This window comes from Mycobacterium spongiae (assembly GCF_018278905.1).
In the GTDB taxonomy this organism is placed as follows: domain Bacteria; phylum Actinomycetota; class Actinomycetes; order Mycobacteriales; family Mycobacteriaceae; genus Mycobacterium; species Mycobacterium spongiae.
The window spans coordinates 1,034,367-1,050,843 of the sequence record NZ_CP046600.1 but is presented as its reverse complement, the minus strand read 5'-3'; the positions used below and the strand labels follow the sequence as shown (position 1 = coordinate 1,050,843).

The window sequence follows — 16,477 nt, the reverse complement described above, 5'->3', positions numbered from 1 at the left end:
TAGGCCTACCGATAATCCGAGTAGCCGTAGTCGTCCAGCGGGACGGCGGCACCGGTGGCCTGACCGAAGTCCGGGCTGTAGTACTGGTCCTCGTAGGACGGGATCGTGTACGCCGCTGCGCGCGCCTCTTCGGTGGGCTGCACAGCGATGTTGCGGTAACGGTTGATGCCGGTCCCAGCAGGGATCAGCTTACCGATGATCACGTTCTCCTTCAGGCCGTTCAGCTTGTCGCTGCGGCAGTTGATCGCCGCATCGGTGAGCACCCGAGTGGTCTCCTGGAACGACGCCGCAGACAGCCACGAGTCGGTAGCCAGCGACGCCTTCGTGATGCCCATCAGCACTGGACGGCCGGCGGCGGGCTCGCCGCCTTCAGCCACCCCGCGACGGTTCTCTGCCTCGAACTCGGCACGATCAATCAGCGAGCCGGGCAGGAACTCCGTCGAGCCCGAGTCAATGATGGTGACCCGGCGCAGCATCTGGCGCACGATCACCTCGATGTGCTTGTCGTGGATCGACACACCCTGCGCGCGGTAGACCTCCTGGACCTCGCGAACGAGGTGGATCTGCACCTCGCGGGGGCCCTGCACGCGCAGCACCTCGTGCGGGTCGGCGGAGCCTTCCATCAGCTGCTGGCCCACCTCGACGTGGTCACCGTCGGAGAGCACCCGCTCGGAACCATCCTCGTGCTTGAACACTCGCAGCCGCTGCCGCTTGGAGAGCTTGTCGTAGACCACTTCCTCGCCCCCGTCATCGGGCACGACGGTGATCTTGTAGAAGCGCTCGCCATCCTCGAGCCGGACCCGGCCGGTGACATCGGCGATCGGCGCCTTGCCGCGCGGCACCCGGGCCTCGAAGAGCTCCTGCACTCGTGGCAGACCGCCGGTGATGTCCTCGCCGACACCGCCTTGGTGGAAGGTACGCATGGTCAGCTGCGTGCCGGGCTCACCGATGGACTGGGCCGCCACGATGCCGACCGCTTCACCGATGTCGACCAGCTTGCCGGTGGCCATGGAACGTCCATAGCAGGTCGCGCACACGCCGGTGCTCGTGGTGCAGGTCAGCACCGAACGCACCTTCACCTGCGTGATACCCGCGGCCAGCAGCGCATCGATCTCCGGATCGCCCAAGTCCCGACCGCGCTCGACGACCACGTTGCCGTCCCCGTCGACCGCGTCGGTGCCCAGCGTGCGCGCGTACGCCGAGGTCTCGATGTACGGGTCGCGAATCAAGCTGCCGTCAGGCTGACGCTCGGCCAGCTCGACGACGATGCCACGCTCGGTCTGGCAGTCCAGCTCGCGGACGATCACATCCTGTGACACGTCGACCAGACGCCGGGTCAGGTATCCAGAGTCAGCGGTCCGCAACGCGGTGTCCGCCAGGCCTTTTCGAGCGCCGTGGGTGTTGATGAAGTACTCCAACACGGTCAGGCCCTCGCGGAACGACGACTTGACGGGCCGGGGGATGAACTCACCCTTCGGGTTGGTCACCAGACCCTTCATGCCAGCAAGCGTCCGTGTCTGAGTGAAGTTACCCGTGGCACCGGAGTCCACGATCGTGATGATCGGGTTGTCGTCGGGGTAGTGCTCCCGCAACGCTTGGCCAACCTCGTCGGTGGCTTCCTTCCAAATCTCCACGAGCGCCTCGTTGCGCTCATCGTGGTTCAAAGCGCCACGCTGGAACTGCTTTTCGACCTTGTCCGCCCGGTCTTCGTAGTGGTCGAGAATCTCTTTCTTCCGCGGTGGCACCAACACATCGGCCATCGAGACGGTGACACCGCTTCGCGTCGCCCAATAAAAGCCCGCGTCCTTGAGCTTGTCGACGGTCTGCGCGACCACGATCATCGGGTAGCGCTCGGCCAGGTCGTTGATGATCGCAGCTTGCACCTTCTTGTGCATCTGCTTGTTCACGAACGGATAGCCCTGCGGCAGCAGCTCGTTGAACATCACCCGGCCCAGCGTGGTTTCGGCCATCCACGCGTCACCGGGCTGCCAGCCGGTGGCGCCGAACAGCTCGGCCTCGATCTCGGCGGGTGGACGCAGCGCCGACAACCGCACCTTGATCTTGGCCCGCACCGAGAGCACACCGCGGTCGGCAGCCATGATCGCCTCCGCAGGCGAGAAGTACACGCCCGACTGCGGGCTGTCGTCGGTGGCCGGCTGGTATTCGCCGGTGTCGCCGTCAACCTCGGTGGTCAGATAGTAGAGCCCGGTCACCATGTCCAGTCGCGGCATGGCCAGGGGGCGGCCAGACGCCGGCGAGAGGATGTTGTTGGACGACAGCATCAGAATCCGGGCTTCGGCCTGCGCCTCGGCGGACAGTGGCAGGTGCACCGCCATCTGGTCACCGTCGAAGTCGGCGTTGAACGCCTCACACACCAACGGGTGCAGCTGAATGGCCTTGCCTTCCACCAGCATTGGCTCGAACGCCTGGATACCCAGCCGGTGCAGGGTGGGGGCGCGGTTCAGCAGCACCGGGTGCTCGGCGATGACCTCTTCCAGCACGTCCCACACCTGTGGACGCTGGCGCTCCACCATTCGTTTGGCGCTCTTGATGTTCTGCGCGTGATTGAGGTCGACGAGCCGCTTCATCACGAACGGCTTGAACAGCTCCAGCGCCATCAGTTTGGGCAGACCACACTGGTGCAGCTTGAGCTGCGGGCCGACCACAATAACCGACCTACCCGAGTAGTCCACTCTCTTGCCGAGCAGATTCTGGCGGAACCGGCCCTGCTTGCCCTTGAGCAAGTCCGACAACGACTTCAGCGGACGGTTGCCGGGCCCGGTGACCGGCCGGCCACGACGGCCGTTGTCGAACAGCGCGTCCACGGACTCCTGCAGCATCCGCTTCTCGTTGTTGACGATGATCTCCGGCGCACCCAGATCAATGAGTCTCTTGAGCCGGTTGTTGCGGTTGATCACTCGGCGGTACAGGTCGTTGAGGTCGCTCGTCGCGAAGCGGCCACCGTCGAGCTGGACCATCGGGCGTAGCTCCGGCGGGATGACCGGCACCGCGTCGAGCACCATACCCATGGGCGAGTTGCCCGACTGCTGGAAGGCCGCGACCACCTTCAGCCGCTTCAGCGCGCGAAGCTTCTTCTGTCCCTTGCCACTTCGAATGGTCTCCCGCAGCGAATCCGCCTCGGCCTCGATGTCGAAGTTCTCCATCAGCTTCTGGATCGACTCCGCGCCCATAGCGCCGGTGAAGTACTCGCCATACCGGTCGACAAGCTCTCGGTAGAGGTTCTCATCGACGATCAGCTGCTTGGGAGCCAACTTGGTGAAGGTACTCCAGATGTCCTCCAGCCGGTCCAACTCACGCTGCGCGCGGTCGCGGATCTGGCGCATCTCACGCTCACCGCCGTCGCGAACCTTACGCTTGGCGTCGGCCTTGGCCCCCTCGGCCTCCAGCTCGGCCAGGTCGGCCTCCAGCTTCTGCGCCCGGGCCTCCAATTCGGCGTCGCGCTGATCCTCAACGGCCTTGCGTTCCACCACCATTTCGGCTTCAAGCGTCGACAGCTCGTTGTGCCGCATCTCGTCGTCGACCGACGTGATCACATACGCCGCGAAGTAGATGATCTTCTCAAGGTCCTTCGGGGCCAAGTCCAGCAAGTAGCCAAGCCGGCTCGGCACACCCTTGAAGTACCAGATGTGCGTCACCGGTGCGGCCAGCTCGATGTGGCCCATCCGCTCACGACGCACCTTGGCGCGGGTCACCTCGACGCCGCAGCGCTCACAAATGATGCCCTTGAAGCGCACCCGCTTGTACTTGCCGCAGTAGCACTCCCAGTCACGAGTCGGTCCGAAGATCTTCTCGCAGAAAAGGCCGTCTTTCTCCGGCTTCAGCGTGCGGTAGTTGATCGTCTCTGGCTTCTTGACCTCGCCGTAAGACCATTGCCTGATGTCCTCCGCGGTAGCCAGACCGATACGGAGTTCATCGAAGAAGTTGACGTCGAGCACGTAACTCCCTTTCCCCTTGCGGGCTTAGTAACTAGGCGGACTGTGGCTTCCTCATTGCACTAGCAAAGCCCTAAGCCAAGTCCTCAACAGAAGCGGATTCGTTGCGGGACAAATTGATCCCTAGGTTCGCCGCGGCCCGCTCCAGGTCCTCATCCTCACCCTCGCGAAGTTCAATCGCCGCGCCGTCGGACGAGAGCACCTCAACGTTGAGGCACAGCGACTGCAGCTCCTTGAGGAGCACTTTGAACGACTCGGGAATGCCGGGCTCCGGGATGTTCTCGCCCTTGACGATCGCCTCGTACACCTTGACGCGGCCAACCGTGTCGTCGGACTTGATGGTCAGCAGCTCCTGCAGTGTGTAGGCGGCACCGTAGGCCTGCATCGCCCAACACTCCATCTCGCCGAACCGCTGACCACCGAATTGGGCCTTACCACCCAACGGCTGCTGAGTGATCATCGAGTACGGGCCGGTAGAACGGGCATGGATCTTGTCGTCCACCAAGTGGTGCAGCTTCATGATGTACATGAAGCCAACCGTCACCGGGTACGGGAACGGTTCGCCGCTGCGGCCGTCGAACAATACGGCCTTGCCGTCGCCGTCCACCAACACGTCATTGTCCCGGTTGGGCAACGTGCACGACAGCAAACCCTGCAACTCGGTCTCCTGTGCGCCGTCGAACACCGGCGTCGACACGATGGCGTTCGGGTCCGCCGCGAGCAGATCCTCGGGCAGCCGTGCGGCCCAGTCCGGTACCCCGCTGGCGGTGTCGACCTTCCACCCACTGTGGGCACACCAGCCGAGGTGTGTTTCCAGGATCTGGCCGATGTTCATCCGTCGCGGCACACCGTGGGTGTTCAAGATGATGTCCACGGGGGTGCCGTCCGGGAGGAACGGCATGTCCTCGACCGGCAGGATCTTGCCGATGACGCCCTTGTTGCCGTGTCGACCGGCCAGCTTGTCACCGTCTGAGATCTTGCGCTTCTGGGCGACGTAAACACGCACCAGCTCGTTGACACCAGCCGGCAATTCGTCATCGTCCTCGCGCGAGAACACCCGAATGCCGATCACCTTGCCGGATTCACCGTGGGGCACCTTGAGTGAGGTGTCGCGGACTTCGCGGGCCTTCTCACCGAAGATCGCGCGCAACAGCCGCTCCTCGGGCGTCAGTTCCGTCTCCCCCTTCGGGGTGACCTTGCCGACCAGGATGTCGCCGTCGCGAACCTCCGCGCCGATGCGCACGATGCCGCGCTCGTCCAGGTCGGCCAGGACCTCGTCGGAGACGTTCGGGATGTCCCGGGTGATCTCCTCGGCGCCGAGCTTGGTGTCGCGCGCGTCGATCTCGTGCTCCTCGATGTGGATCGAGGTAAGGACATCCTCTTCGACGAGACGGTTGGACAAGATGATGGCGTCCTCGTAGTTGTGACCCTCCCAGGGCATGATCGCCACGAGCAGGTTCTTACCCAGTGCCATCTCACCGTCCTGGGTACACGGACCGTCGGCAATCACCTGACCAGCCTCGACCCGCTCGCCAGCGTCGACGATCGGGCTTTGGTTGGCACACGTTCCGTGGTTGGAGCGGGCGAACTTCCGCATCCGGTAGGTCCGCCGGGTGCCGTCATCGGCCATGACCGTGATGTAGTCGGCCGACACCTCCTCAATGACGCCGCTGTCCTCTGCCACGACAACGTCGCCGGCGTCGATCGCCGCGCGCAGTTCCATGCCCGTGCCGACCAGCGGCGCCTCGCTACGCACCAGCGGAACCGCCTGACGCTGCATGTTGGCGCCCATCAGCGCACGGTTGGCGTCGTCGTGCTCGAGGAAGGGGATCATCGCGGTTGCCACCGACACCATCTGACGCGGTGAGACGTCCATGTAATCCACTTCGGAGGAGGGCACGTATTCCACCTCGCCCGCCTTGCGGCGGACCAGGACACGCCGCTCAACGAAGCGGCCGTCATTGTCGATCGGCGAGTTGGCCTGTGCCACGACGTGGCGGTCTTCCTCGTCAGCGGTCAGGTAGTGGATCTCATCGGAAACCACACCGTCGACCACTTTGCGGTACGGCGTCTCAATAAACCCGAACGGGTTGACGCGCGCATAGACCGACAACGAACCGATCAGACCGATGTTCGGACCCTCCGGAGTTTCGATCGGGCACATCCGGCCGTAGTGCGACGGGTGCACGTCGCGGACCTCCAGGCCTGCGCGCTCACGCGACAGGCCGCCCGGACCCAGCGCAGACAGTCGACGCTTGTGGGTCAGCCCCGACAGCGGATTGTTCTGGTCCATGAATTGGGACAGCTGGCTGGTGCCGAAGAACTCCTTGATTGCGGCGACGACCGGCCGAATGTTGATCAGCGTCTGCGGGGTGATGGCCTCGACGTCCTGGGTGGTCATCCGTTCCCGGACCACCCGCTCCATCCGGGACATGCCCACCCTGATCTGGTTCTGGATCAGCTCGCCGACCGTGCGCAGCCGGCGATTGCCGAAGTGGTCAATGTCGTCGGTTTCCACTGGCACCTCGACACCACCCGGCACAGTCATCGTGGCTGGCTGACCATCTTGAGATGCGTGGTGCAGGCGAACGAGGTATTCGATGGTCGCCACGACGTCCTCTTCGGTCAGCGTGGACGACGTGATCGGCTCACCGGCGTGCAACCCGAGCTTCTTGTTGACCTTGTAACGGCCAACGCGGGCCAAGTCGTAGCGCTTCTCCTTGAAGAAGAGGTTCTCCAGCAGCGTCTGCGCGGACTCCTTGGTCGGCGGTTCGCCCGGCCGCAACTTGCGGTAGATGTCCAGCAGCGCTTCGTCGGTGCCGACGGTGTTGTCCTTCTCCAGCGTCGACAACATGATCGGGGAGAACCCGAACCGCTCGGTGATCTGCTCGCTGGTCCAGCCCAACGCCTTGAGCAGCACGGTGACCGGCTGCCGACGCTTGCGGTCGATGCGCACGCCTACTGTGTCGCGCTTATCGACGTCGAATTCGAGCCAGGCACCGCGACTTGGGATCACCTTGACGCTGTGCAGCGTCTTCTCGGTGGACTTGTCGATGGTCTCGTCGAAGTACACACCGGGCGATCGCACCAGCTGGCTGACGACCACGCGCTCGGTGCCGTTGATGATGAACGTGCCCTTCTCGGTCATCATCGGGAAGTCGCCCATGAACACCGTCTGGCTCTTGATCTCACCGGTGTTGTTGTTGATGAACTCGGCGGTGACGAACAGCGGCGCCGCGTACGTCATGTCCTTGTCTTTGCACTCGTCGACGGGCGCCTTCACCTCGTCGAACCGGGGGTCGGAGAACGACAGCGACATGGACCCGGAGAAGTCCTCGATCGGCGACAGCTCGACAAGTACCTCTTCGAGGCCACCTACCGGTTTGGCATTGCCGCGGGCCGACGCAGATTCGCGCCACTCCTCGGAGCCGACCAGCCACTCGAACGAATCGATCTGCACATCAAGCAGACCGGGAACCTCCAGCGGTTCGCGCAGCTTGGCGAAGGAAACTCGGTTTGGCGCTCCGGCTACCGAGCCATTCGAGGAACTTTGCGGGCGACTCCGATCGGGACTAGCGTCTGTCTTGCTCTGGCGGAAATCAGCCAAGATGCGTCCTTCCAGCACCTCGTGCGACTAACGAGCCCCTCGGAGAGAGCCTGTGTGAGCCGGTGCCCACCGGGCCAGTTCGCCGCAGATAGTTGTGTCGGTTCGGCCGGCGGACGATCTGCCCGGATCTCACGCACACAACCAAACAGCTGAGCAACAAACCGGGCTCAGGCTAGGACACCGGTATCGGGTGGGTGTCAGGTGGCGGGTGAGGTGGGCAGGAAGTAGCCAGCGCAACGTCCAACAATAGCGCAGGACGGCGCATTCCTCAACTTCGGATCCAAGGGACATCGGCGCTGGCTGGCATCTCGACTTCTCTTGGACACATCCGACACATGCTGCCCAACAGAGTGGACCGTTTGGGCCCCGCCGTCAAGAGGAACGGACGGCAAGTTGGGCGAAGTTACGGTGAAATCCGCCCGGGATCAGTCCAGATCACTCCAGAACCAATGTGAGCGAACTGAGCGGCGCGTGAACCACACCGCACACGGTCCGCACGAATCAACGCCCCTACGTGGGGATCGCTTGCTACGCCAGGTTGTGCGTACCCTCGAGGTCCTCGAGGATCGCCGCCTGGGCATCCTTGGGCAGGGTGTGCAGCATCTGGCGCACGCGGGCCTGGCGCCGAGCCACCGCCTTGCGCTCCGGCATTCCCGGCGTCGCGGCAATCTGCGGCGGGACACCCTCGATTTCCTCGGTACCGCCGGCGTGGTGACCCGCATCGAGCAGGGCTTGCTCTTCGGCCATCGTGGCCTCGTCCTTTTCCTCGGACATGCCGATAGGCCCGATACGGCGGCCATTGAGGAACTGGCGCACCACTGGCTCGTCGCTGGTCAACAGCACCTCGCGCGGGCCGAACATGACGAGGTGCTTGCGGAACAGCATGCCCATGTTGTCCGGCACCGTGCGGGCGATGTTGATGTTGTGGGTCACGATGAGGATGGTCGCGTCGATCTGGGCGTTGATGTCCATGATCAGCTGGCTCAGGTAGGCGGTGCGGACCGGGTCCAGGCCCGAGTCCGGCTCGTCACACAGAATGATTTGTGGGTCCAGAACCAGGGCGCGGGCGAGTCCGGCACGCTTACGCATACCGCCGGAGATTTCGCCGGGGAACTTCTTTTCGTCCCCGGTGAGGCCGACCATGGCCAGCTTCTCCATGACGATGTCCCGGATTTGGCTTTCCTTCTTCTTGGTGTGCTCGCGGAGCGGGAAGGCGGTGTTGTCGTAGAGGTTCATCGACCCGAACAGCGCACCGTCCTGGAACAGCACGCCGAAGAGCGTCCTAATTTCATAGAGCTCTTTTGCCGAGCATTCGATGATGTCGGTGCCGTCGATGAGGATCGAACCGCGTTCGGGCCGCAGCAGACCGATGAGGGACTTCAGGAACACTGATTTGCCGGTACCCGACGGTCCCAGCAACACGCTGACCTCCCCTTGGGGGATCTCCAGCGTGACGTCTTCCCAGATCCTCGAGGATCCAAAGGACTTCGTCAGGTTATTCACCTCGATAGCGACGCCCATGGGGAATCCTTCCGTCGATGCATAGCCCCACCTGCCCGTTTGTGTGGCATGTGTCACTGTAGCGCACGCATGGGGAAAGACATCACTGATGTGGCGCCACTGGCGGATATTGCCCACTGAGATTCCCGAGCCAGCGGGTGCGGACGCGCCGCGGGCCGGGTTCAGAAATGGCAGGGACGCTCCCGGATCAGGCTCTCGGAGCCCAATTGCCGTGAAAGCCCATCGGTATCCGTTGTGGCAGGTGCACGGTGGCCATCGACTCCAGCGTCTGAGCATCCAGCAGGAGAAGTTGCCCCTCGTCGTGGCCGCGGTGATAGGCGTAGCCCATGAGGATGCCGTCATCTTCATCGCGGGCTTTCCCGTTCGCCCCGGAGCCGGACGGGGGGTTCGGCACAAAGCACATCTCACCGATCAGCAACGCGGGATCGAGCGAAGCGACCGTAGTCGACCCGCTCGTGTAGTCGTGCTTGTACAACGCAGTCGACATCTCGGTCGACCCCGATCCGTCGCCGACGACAAACCCGCCCTCGATGCCGACCGTGTAGCCATAGCGGTGCCGGCCACCCACCAAGGCTTCGTTGATCCGGGGAAACTCCTGGGGTCGATCGTCGAGCGATTCGGTGGTCAGCGCACCCGTCGCCAGATTGATGGTCCAGCGAACCAACAGGGGCCGGCTGTCGCCACCGGGACCGTGTCGGTCCCGTTCGAACATCCGCGCGTACCGCACGACGTCGAGTACCAGAACCTCGGAGCCACCGCGGATTTCCGAGTAGGCGTTGAGCGGGTGGTAGAGGTAGCAGGGTTCGATCTCGAACCACCGCACGTCTTCGTTGCCGCCGTCGCGCGGCAGCACGCCGATGCGTGCTGGGTAGTTAGGGTTCCAGGAGTACGGGAAGCCCCCCGAGCCTTGCGCGCCTCGGCTGAGCATCGACGCGATCGGGCTGGGGATCTTGACGCGGCCGATAACCGATTGGATTACCAATCGGGCCGGTTGTTGCAACCAGCGCGGCACGGCCGTCGGCAACGCCGGCGCCGGCTGGAATGTCACCGGTAGGTCGTAGAGCACCACATATTTGTCGGTCAGCGAAAAGCTGTGCATCATCGGCGATCCCGTCACCGCGATACCGACCGTACGGCGGGCACGTCCATCGGTGCCGATCACCGAGTACTGCACGGTCCTCCCGCGGGCGAACGAGTAGGACACCGCGTGCAGTTCGCCGCTTCGGGGATCACGCAGCGGATGGGCGGTATAGCCACCGGACAACGTGCCGTCGAAGTCACACGGCCCGACGGTGTCGAGCTCATCGGTGAGCTCGTAGTTGACGACACCGGCTTCCACGAGTGCCAGCGTGCGCCCGGCATGAGTCAGCACATTGGTATTGGGTCCGCCGTCGATCACTCCGGCGCGCGGGCTGCGCGGAGCGGGCGCGGGCTCGCCGAGGGCGGCACACACACCCGGGCTGCGCACCCATCGATTGCGGTACCAACGGGCCTTCCCGTCGCGCAGCGCCACCCCATGCACCATGCCCTCACCGGCGAACCAGTGATAGGTGGCCGGGTCCACCTCTGCGACCGGATTAGGCCCGTTGCGCAGATAGCGTCCGTCGAGGTGTTCGGGCACGTGCCCGGTGACCGGTAGATCTGCGGCGGTGACCTCGGCGCCGACCGGCGCCAGGAAGCCCTCCAGATACGGATTCCGGGTTTCGGCGGTCTGTGGTGACGTCATGCCTGGAGCTCCTATAACATTGTTATTTCGGTGTTATCCACCATGATACGCCAACACCGCGGCGGTCGCATCAACTATTGGGGCCGCTGCGCCAACAAGCGCCGTTGACTGGCTCGCCGACACCCCGTTTGCCCGATCGGACGGACCCCAACAGCCCAATCCCCGGCTCAGTGCACCGCGGTCAGATAGTCGTCGCGTGGTTCGGGCCGGTCGGCTTCGGATTCACCTGCAAAAGCCCGCTGGTGCAATCGTGCCAGCGGTCTTGGCGCCCACCAGTTCAGGCTGCCAAACACATGCATGAAAGCCGGCACCAACACCACCCGCACCAACGTCGCATCGACCAACACGGCAATAGTCAGCCCCACGCCGAACATGCGCATGAACGACACCTCGGCGGAAATGAGACCGGCGAACGAGATCGACATCAGCAGCGCTGCGGCGGTGATCACCCGACCCGTGCGCGCGAGGCCAAGCGCGATGCTTTCGTCGTTGTCAGCGTGACTTCGTGGCGACTCCAGCCAGTACTCGCGAATGCGGGACAGCAGGAACACTTCGTAGTCCATGGACAAACCGAATGCGATGCAGAACAACAAGACCGGGATGTTTGCGACCAAGGTTCCGGTCGGTGTAGTGCCCAACGCACCCAAATGCCCGTCCTGGAAGATCCACACCAAAGCACCGAACGCCGCCGTCAACGAGAGCATATTGAGCACCACCGCCTTGACCGGCAACACCACGCTGCCGGTGAGCAGGAAGAGCAGGACGAGCATCACGACCGCGATAAACCCGAACACCACGGGCAACCGCGACGTGATCCCGTCAACGCTGTCGCGATTCATCGCAGCGATTCCCGTCATCAGCACCGCCCGGCCTCCCGCCAACTCCACGGCATGCAGCTGGACCAATTGGGTTTCGGAGGCGGGCGAGTACAACGGCGCGGTACTTTCCACAGTCAGATAGGCGCCGCCGCCCGCCACTGCGGCGGGTGCGGACGGCGGCCCTGTGGGTTGCCCGGCGACGAACGTGCCGGTCGGCGAGGACACCGCCGATACGTCGGCCACCCGCGACAGTTCTGCGGCATACCTGTTGAAGTCCGGTTTGGTCAGACCCGCGGTATCGGGGATGACGACGGTGACTCTGGTCTCAGAATTCGCGTCGAAATCGCTGCGGATGCGATCGCTGACTGCCCGTGCCGACGAGGACGGCGGCAGCACCCGGTCGTCGGGATAGCCCCACTTGATGCCGAGGAACGGTGCCCCTAGCGCGAGCAACAGCGCGATGATCGCCAGGCCGATCGGGATCGCGTGACGCATGACCAACTTCGCCGCCCGGTACCAGAACGTCTGGTCTATCGGTCGTGGCGGCGGGGCGGGGCGACGCAGCAGCCGCCGACCCAGATCCCAGACGTTGAATGCATCCAGCCGGTCGCCCAACAACACGATCACCGTCGGCGCCACCACGACCGCCGCCACGGCCGCAAACGCCACCACCGCGATGCCGGCATAGGCGAAAGACTTCAGGAAGTACATCGGGAACAGCACCATTGCCACGAGCGCCAAGGCCACCGTCATGGCCGAGAACACAACGGTGCGACCCGCCGTGGTCATGGTGCGCACCAAGGCCTGGTCCGCGGGCGCTCCCTCGGCCAGTTCGTCGCGATACCGACTAATGATCAGCAAGGTGTAGTCGATGGCCAAGGCCAACCCCAGCGCCACCGTCACGTTCAGCGCGAAAATCGACACGTCGGTGACCAATGCGATGCCACGCAGTACTGCGAGTGAACCCAGGATCGCGAACCCGCCCACGGCGACCGGCAATGCCGCGGCGAGCAGCCCGCCGAATACCCATACCAACGCGACGAAGCTCAGCGGCACCGCAATGAACTCCATGCGCAACAAGTCTTTTTCGGTCTGCCGGGTGACCTGCGCATAGACCATCGCCGCACCGCCGGCTTGCACGCTGACCCCATCACGCTCACCCGTGAGCCGGTCCGCCAACGCCTGGGCATGCTTGGGAGCGCTGTTCTCATCGCCGGTGAGCGCAGCCAGAATCACTGCGGATTTGCCGTCGGCGCTGAGCATGCCCGGCCCCGGGTGTGGCGTGTCCCACGGCGAGGCCACCTGCGCGACGAAGGGTGATTCGGCGAGCTGGCGCACGACGTCAGTGCCGACGGCACGTGCGCGACCCTCCAGGACGCCGCCGCCACCGTTTGCACCGTCCTGGGTGCTCACCAGCAGCACCATCTCCATGTCGCCCCGATGGAACTTGTCGGCGAGCACCGCGGCGGCCCGTGCGGATTCGGATGCCGGATCCAGGAATCCGCCGCCGGACAGGCTCGTGGCCGCGGGGATGCCGAAGATGGCCGTACCTATCATGACCAGGATCGCGAGCGTGATTACGCGTCGCGGCGCTGCAATGGAGATGCGGGCCATTCTCGATAGCATGCGGCGCTCCCCTTACGTATCCGCGGTTAGCTGTCTAGCCTGCTGCGGCCGTGTCGATCGATCCGTGTGGCAGGGTGACCAGCCGTGGCGCCTTCGTCGCGTAGTCCGTCGCTGAGACGTTGGCGTTCCCACAGCAGCAGCACGGCGGTGACCACGGCAAAGCCCAGCAGGAAATCCTCGATCGGGATATCGAACGGAAACCGCAGGCCGGTGATCTGATCCTCGTTGTATCGGAAGACCGGCGAGCTGAGCTTGGTCAGCCAGCCGTCGACCAGGACCTGAAAACCAAGCACGATCACCATCGACAACCAGTAGGCCAGGCGCCGAAACAGACCGGTGCGCAGCACCACCAGTTCCAGCGCGCAGACGGCCACCACGGCCAACACGACCGGCACCGTGTAGCCCAACCCGCTCATCGGTGGTTGCGCCAATCGAGGATCGTGCTGACCGCGTTGTAGGTCAATAGCCCACACACCGGAATCACGAGGAAGAACACCACTTCCTCGATCGGCACGCCAAACGGGATACGCAGGCCGCTGATGTAGCTGGCATCGAATGTCCACACCTTGCCGGCCACAGCCACCATGTCCCAGATCAGGAAGACGACCGCAACGGGTAGCACCGCCCTCGCCAGCCGCCGAGGATGCCGATACACGCCGCTGCCGAACAACTCCAGCGGCGCCGTTATCGCCAAACATGCGGCCAGGACCAGGAGGTATTGCCACCGATCGCTCATGCGGCACCCGTTTGTCGAGGAGCCCCCACAGAGTCACCGGTGCGCACCCGCCACGCTTGCAGGAGCCCAGCCCCAGCGACCCGCAGCCGGCGGGCCGTGCCGACGGTAGCGCGGCGCCCGAACACGGCGAAGTCGCTGTCTTCGATACGGTCGAGGATCTCCGAATACAGCGTCAATGCCGTTGCCACACAAGGCCGGGAGCGCGGCGCCAGCAGCGCGATACCGTCGGCGGCAAACCGATAAGTTTCCCGTGCGACCTCGTGTTGGGCCGCCAATGCGCTGCGAACTCGCGCATCAGTGCGACTACTGCGATGACACCACATCAGCACATCGCGGTCCACGCCATAGGTGGCCAGTTCGTCCGCCGGCAAGTAGACCCTGTTCCGCTCAAGGTCCTCGTCGACGTCACGGAGGAAATTGGTGAGCTGGAACGCGCGCCCGAGCCCAGCGGCATACGGCGCGGCTTCGTCGGCAGGTACTACGGTCCCCAATATCGGGAGGAGTTGGAGCCCAATGGCTTCCGCTGAGCCACGCATGTAGCCGTTGAGCGCTTCCCTGGTGGGATAGTCGGTCACGGTCAGGTCCATACGCATTGACGCGAGGAAATCGTCGAACAGGTCCGCGCCGATGTCGTACCGACGCGCGGTGTGTCTGACCGCTACCAGGACGGGATCGTCACCGAGATCTGCGGCGGCGACCAATCGGTCGCAGAATTGCTGAAGACGCTTAGCTCGAATGTCCGTGTCTAGATCGGGATTAAGCTCGTCGAGGATGTCGTCGGCGCGGCGCGCGAAGCCGTACAACGCGTGCACGGCCGGTCGCTGATCCGGCGCCAGCAACCGGGTGGCCAAGAAGAAGGTGCGCCCGTGGGCCGCGTTGATTTCGCGGCAGCGGCGATATGCGTGACGCAACCGCACATCGTCGATGCCGGCGGCGTCTAGTTCACTTCGGATCATGGTAGTGGCGCTTTCATATCGATGTGGGCTACCGGTCGGTCGATGAGGCCAGTTATTCGGTCGGCGGCCAATCGCCCGGAGATCAGCGTGGTCGGCACGCCCACGCCGGGCACGGTCGACGATCCAGCCAGTACCGCATTGCCGATGCCGCGGACGGTGTTGGCGGGGCGAAACGGCCCAGTCTGGCCGAAGGTGTGTGCGAGCGCGAATGGGCTACCGGCCGCCATCCCCTGGCGCGCCCAGTCTTTGGGGGTGACGACATCGAGCACTTCGGCGCTGTCCCGGAGGCCCGGCATCAGCCGGTCGGCCACGGTGTTCAGGATTGTTCGGGCGTAGGCGTCGCCGACGCCGGACCAGTCAACGGAACTCCCGGCCAGGTTGGGAGCCGGAGCCAGTAGGTACAACAGGTCGCGACCGGCCGGCGCGAGGCTCGGATCGCCCGCTGTTGGCCGCGTAACCAGCAAAGATGGGTCGCGCATCAGCCGACCGTCGCGAATGATATCGGTGAACGTCTGCTCCCAGGCCTCACCGAAGAGAATCGAATGATGAGCCGTCGGCTTGTCGGGCATCGCCAGGCTGTCACAGCCTGCGTGCACCACGACCGCCGACGGCGCTGCTCGCAGCCGCCCGAGGCGACGGGGCGTGCGGCCCAGCAGCTCGTAGGTCCGGGGCAATTCCGTTGTCAGGACCACCGCGTCGCAGGCGATGCGCTCACCTTGGTCAGTGCGCACGGCAGTGACTCGCTCGCCGCGGCGTTCGAGTTCGGTGACGCTGGAGCAGTAGCGGAACTGCACACCGGCGTCTGATCCCGCATCCGCCAGTGCGTCAGGTAACGCCCGGATTCCCCCGCGCGGAAAGAAGACGCCCGAGATGGTGTCCATGTAGGCGATGACGGCGTAAACCGCCAGCGCGTCTTGGGGTGCCACACCGGCATACAACGACTGGAAGGTGAACACCCGCCGCAATCGGGAATCGGTGATGTGGCGCTTGACCATTGCGTCCCAGTTGCGGAATCCGCCGAGCGCCACCAGCCTGGCCAGCTGCGGGGTCAGCAGCGACAGTGGCGAGTCGAAGTTCGCGGCGATGAAGCCGTCGAACTCGATGCGGTACAACCGCTCCAGCCAGTCGCGCAGCCGGCGGTAGCCCGCAGCCTGCTTGCGATCCGCGAAAGCTTCGATGGCGGCGGTCATCCGATCCGGATCAGTGTGCACGTCCAGAGAGCTGCCATCGGCGAATACCGCGTGGTAGGCCGGGTCGACCGGGAGCAGCTCCAAGCGGTCAGAACGCGTTTCGCCGACGGCGGCAAAAACGTCATCGATGAGGTCGGGCATGGTCAGCACGGTGGGGCCGGTGTCGATCCGGTAACCGCCAATGTCGATTCGTCCGGCACGGCCGCCCGGCCACGGTTCGCGCTCGACCACCGTAACTCTGCGGCCGCGGCCGGCCAGGTGCAGTGCGGTCGACAGCCCGGCCAATCCCGCACCGATCACCACCACGTGATCTGTTAGTCCCCGCACGGTCCGCATCGTCGGCC

Annotated in this window: 9 protein-coding genes; all 9 read right to left on the bottom strand. The window is 64.3% G+C overall.

The annotated features are described in order from the left end of the window. Positions 1 to 5: 5 nt before the first annotated feature. The 9 genes from F6B93_RS04135 to crtI all read right to left on the bottom strand — a co-directional run bounded on the left by F6B93_RS04135 (position 6) and on the right by crtI (position 16,469). Entirely contained in the window at positions 6 to 3,956 is a 3,951-nt protein-coding gene (locus F6B93_RS04135) for a DNA-directed RNA polymerase subunit beta' (protein ID WP_211697867.1), read from the bottom strand. Positions 3,957 to 4,026: 70 nt separating this feature from the next. Beyond that, a complete protein-coding gene (gene rpoB / locus F6B93_RS04130) occupies positions 4,027 to 7,560 on the bottom strand; it encodes a DNA-directed RNA polymerase subunit beta (protein ID WP_211697866.1) in 3,534 nt (1,177 codons plus the stop codon). A gap of 528 nt (positions 7,561 to 8,088) precedes the next feature. Beyond that, entirely contained in the window at positions 8,089 to 9,081 is a 993-nt protein-coding gene (locus tag F6B93_RS04125; protein WP_211697865.1) for an ABC transporter ATP-binding protein, read from the bottom strand. 187 nt (positions 9,082 to 9,268) lie between these two features. After that, positions 9,269 to 10,807, bottom strand: a complete 1,539-nt coding sequence (locus F6B93_RS04120; RefSeq protein WP_211697864.1) for a carotenoid oxygenase family protein — start codon at positions 10,805 to 10,807, stop codon at positions 9,269 to 9,271. Positions 10,808 to 10,974: 167 nt separating this feature from the next. Further along, positions 10,975 to 13,251 carry an MMPL family transporter gene (locus F6B93_RS04115; RefSeq protein WP_211697863.1) on the bottom strand — a complete coding sequence of 759 codons (2,277 nt, stop codon included), beginning with the start codon at positions 13,249 to 13,251 and terminating at the stop codon, positions 10,975 to 10,977. Between the two features lie 26 nt (positions 13,252 to 13,277). After that, positions 13,278 to 13,667: a lycopene cyclase domain-containing protein gene (locus F6B93_RS04110; RefSeq protein WP_211699261.1), complete on the bottom strand. Its 390-nt coding sequence runs from the start codon at positions 13,665 to 13,667 to the stop codon at positions 13,278 to 13,280. Next, positions 13,664 to 13,987, bottom strand: coding sequence for a lycopene cyclase domain-containing protein (locus F6B93_RS04105; protein WP_211697862.1), 324 nt, complete (start codon positions 13,985 to 13,987; stop codon positions 13,664 to 13,666). The genes F6B93_RS04110 and F6B93_RS04105 overlap by 4 nt, the downstream gene beginning before the upstream one ends. After that, positions 13,984 to 14,943 carry a phytoene/squalene synthase family protein gene (locus F6B93_RS04100; protein WP_211697861.1) on the bottom strand — a complete coding sequence of 320 codons (960 nt, stop codon included), beginning with the start codon at positions 14,941 to 14,943 and terminating at the stop codon, positions 13,984 to 13,986. The genes F6B93_RS04105 and F6B93_RS04100 overlap by 4 nt, the downstream gene beginning before the upstream one ends. Continuing rightward, on the bottom strand, positions 14,940 to 16,469 hold the full coding sequence (gene crtI / locus F6B93_RS04095; RefSeq protein ID WP_211697860.1) for a phytoene desaturase family protein: 1,530 nt from the start codon (positions 16,467 to 16,469) through the stop codon (positions 14,940 to 14,942). Before crtI ends, F6B93_RS04100 begins: the two co-directional genes overlap by 4 nt. Between the last annotated feature and the right edge of the window lie 8 nt (positions 16,470 to 16,477).

What these genes read in the sequence shown, in the direction of transcription:
- crtI (WP_211697860.1), bottom strand. Translation starts at nt 16,469, where the DNA reads ATGCGGACCGTGCGGGGACTAACAGATCACGTGGTGGTGATCGGTGCG.
- F6B93_RS04110 (WP_211699261.1), bottom strand. Translation starts at nt 13,667, where the DNA reads ATGAGCGGGTTGGGCTACACGGTGCCGGTCGTGTTGGCCGTGGTGGCC.
- F6B93_RS04105 (WP_211697862.1), bottom strand. Translation starts at nt 13,987, where the DNA reads ATGAGCGATCGGTGGCAATACCTCCTGGTCCTGGCCGCATGTTTGGCG.
- F6B93_RS04125 (WP_211697865.1), bottom strand. Translation starts at nt 9,081, where the DNA reads ATGGGCGTCGCTATCGAGGTGAATAACCTGACGAAGTCCTTTGGATCC.
- F6B93_RS04100 (WP_211697861.1), bottom strand. Translation starts at nt 14,943, where the DNA reads ATGATCCGAAGTGAACTAGACGCCGCCGGCATCGACGATGTGCGGTTG.
- F6B93_RS04120 (WP_211697864.1), bottom strand. Translation starts at nt 10,807, where the DNA reads ATGACGTCACCACAGACCGCCGAAACCCGGAATCCGTATCTGGAGGGC.
- F6B93_RS04115 (WP_211697863.1), bottom strand. Translation starts at nt 13,251, where the DNA reads ATGCTATCGAGAATGGCCCGCATCTCCATTGCAGCGCCGCGACGCGTA.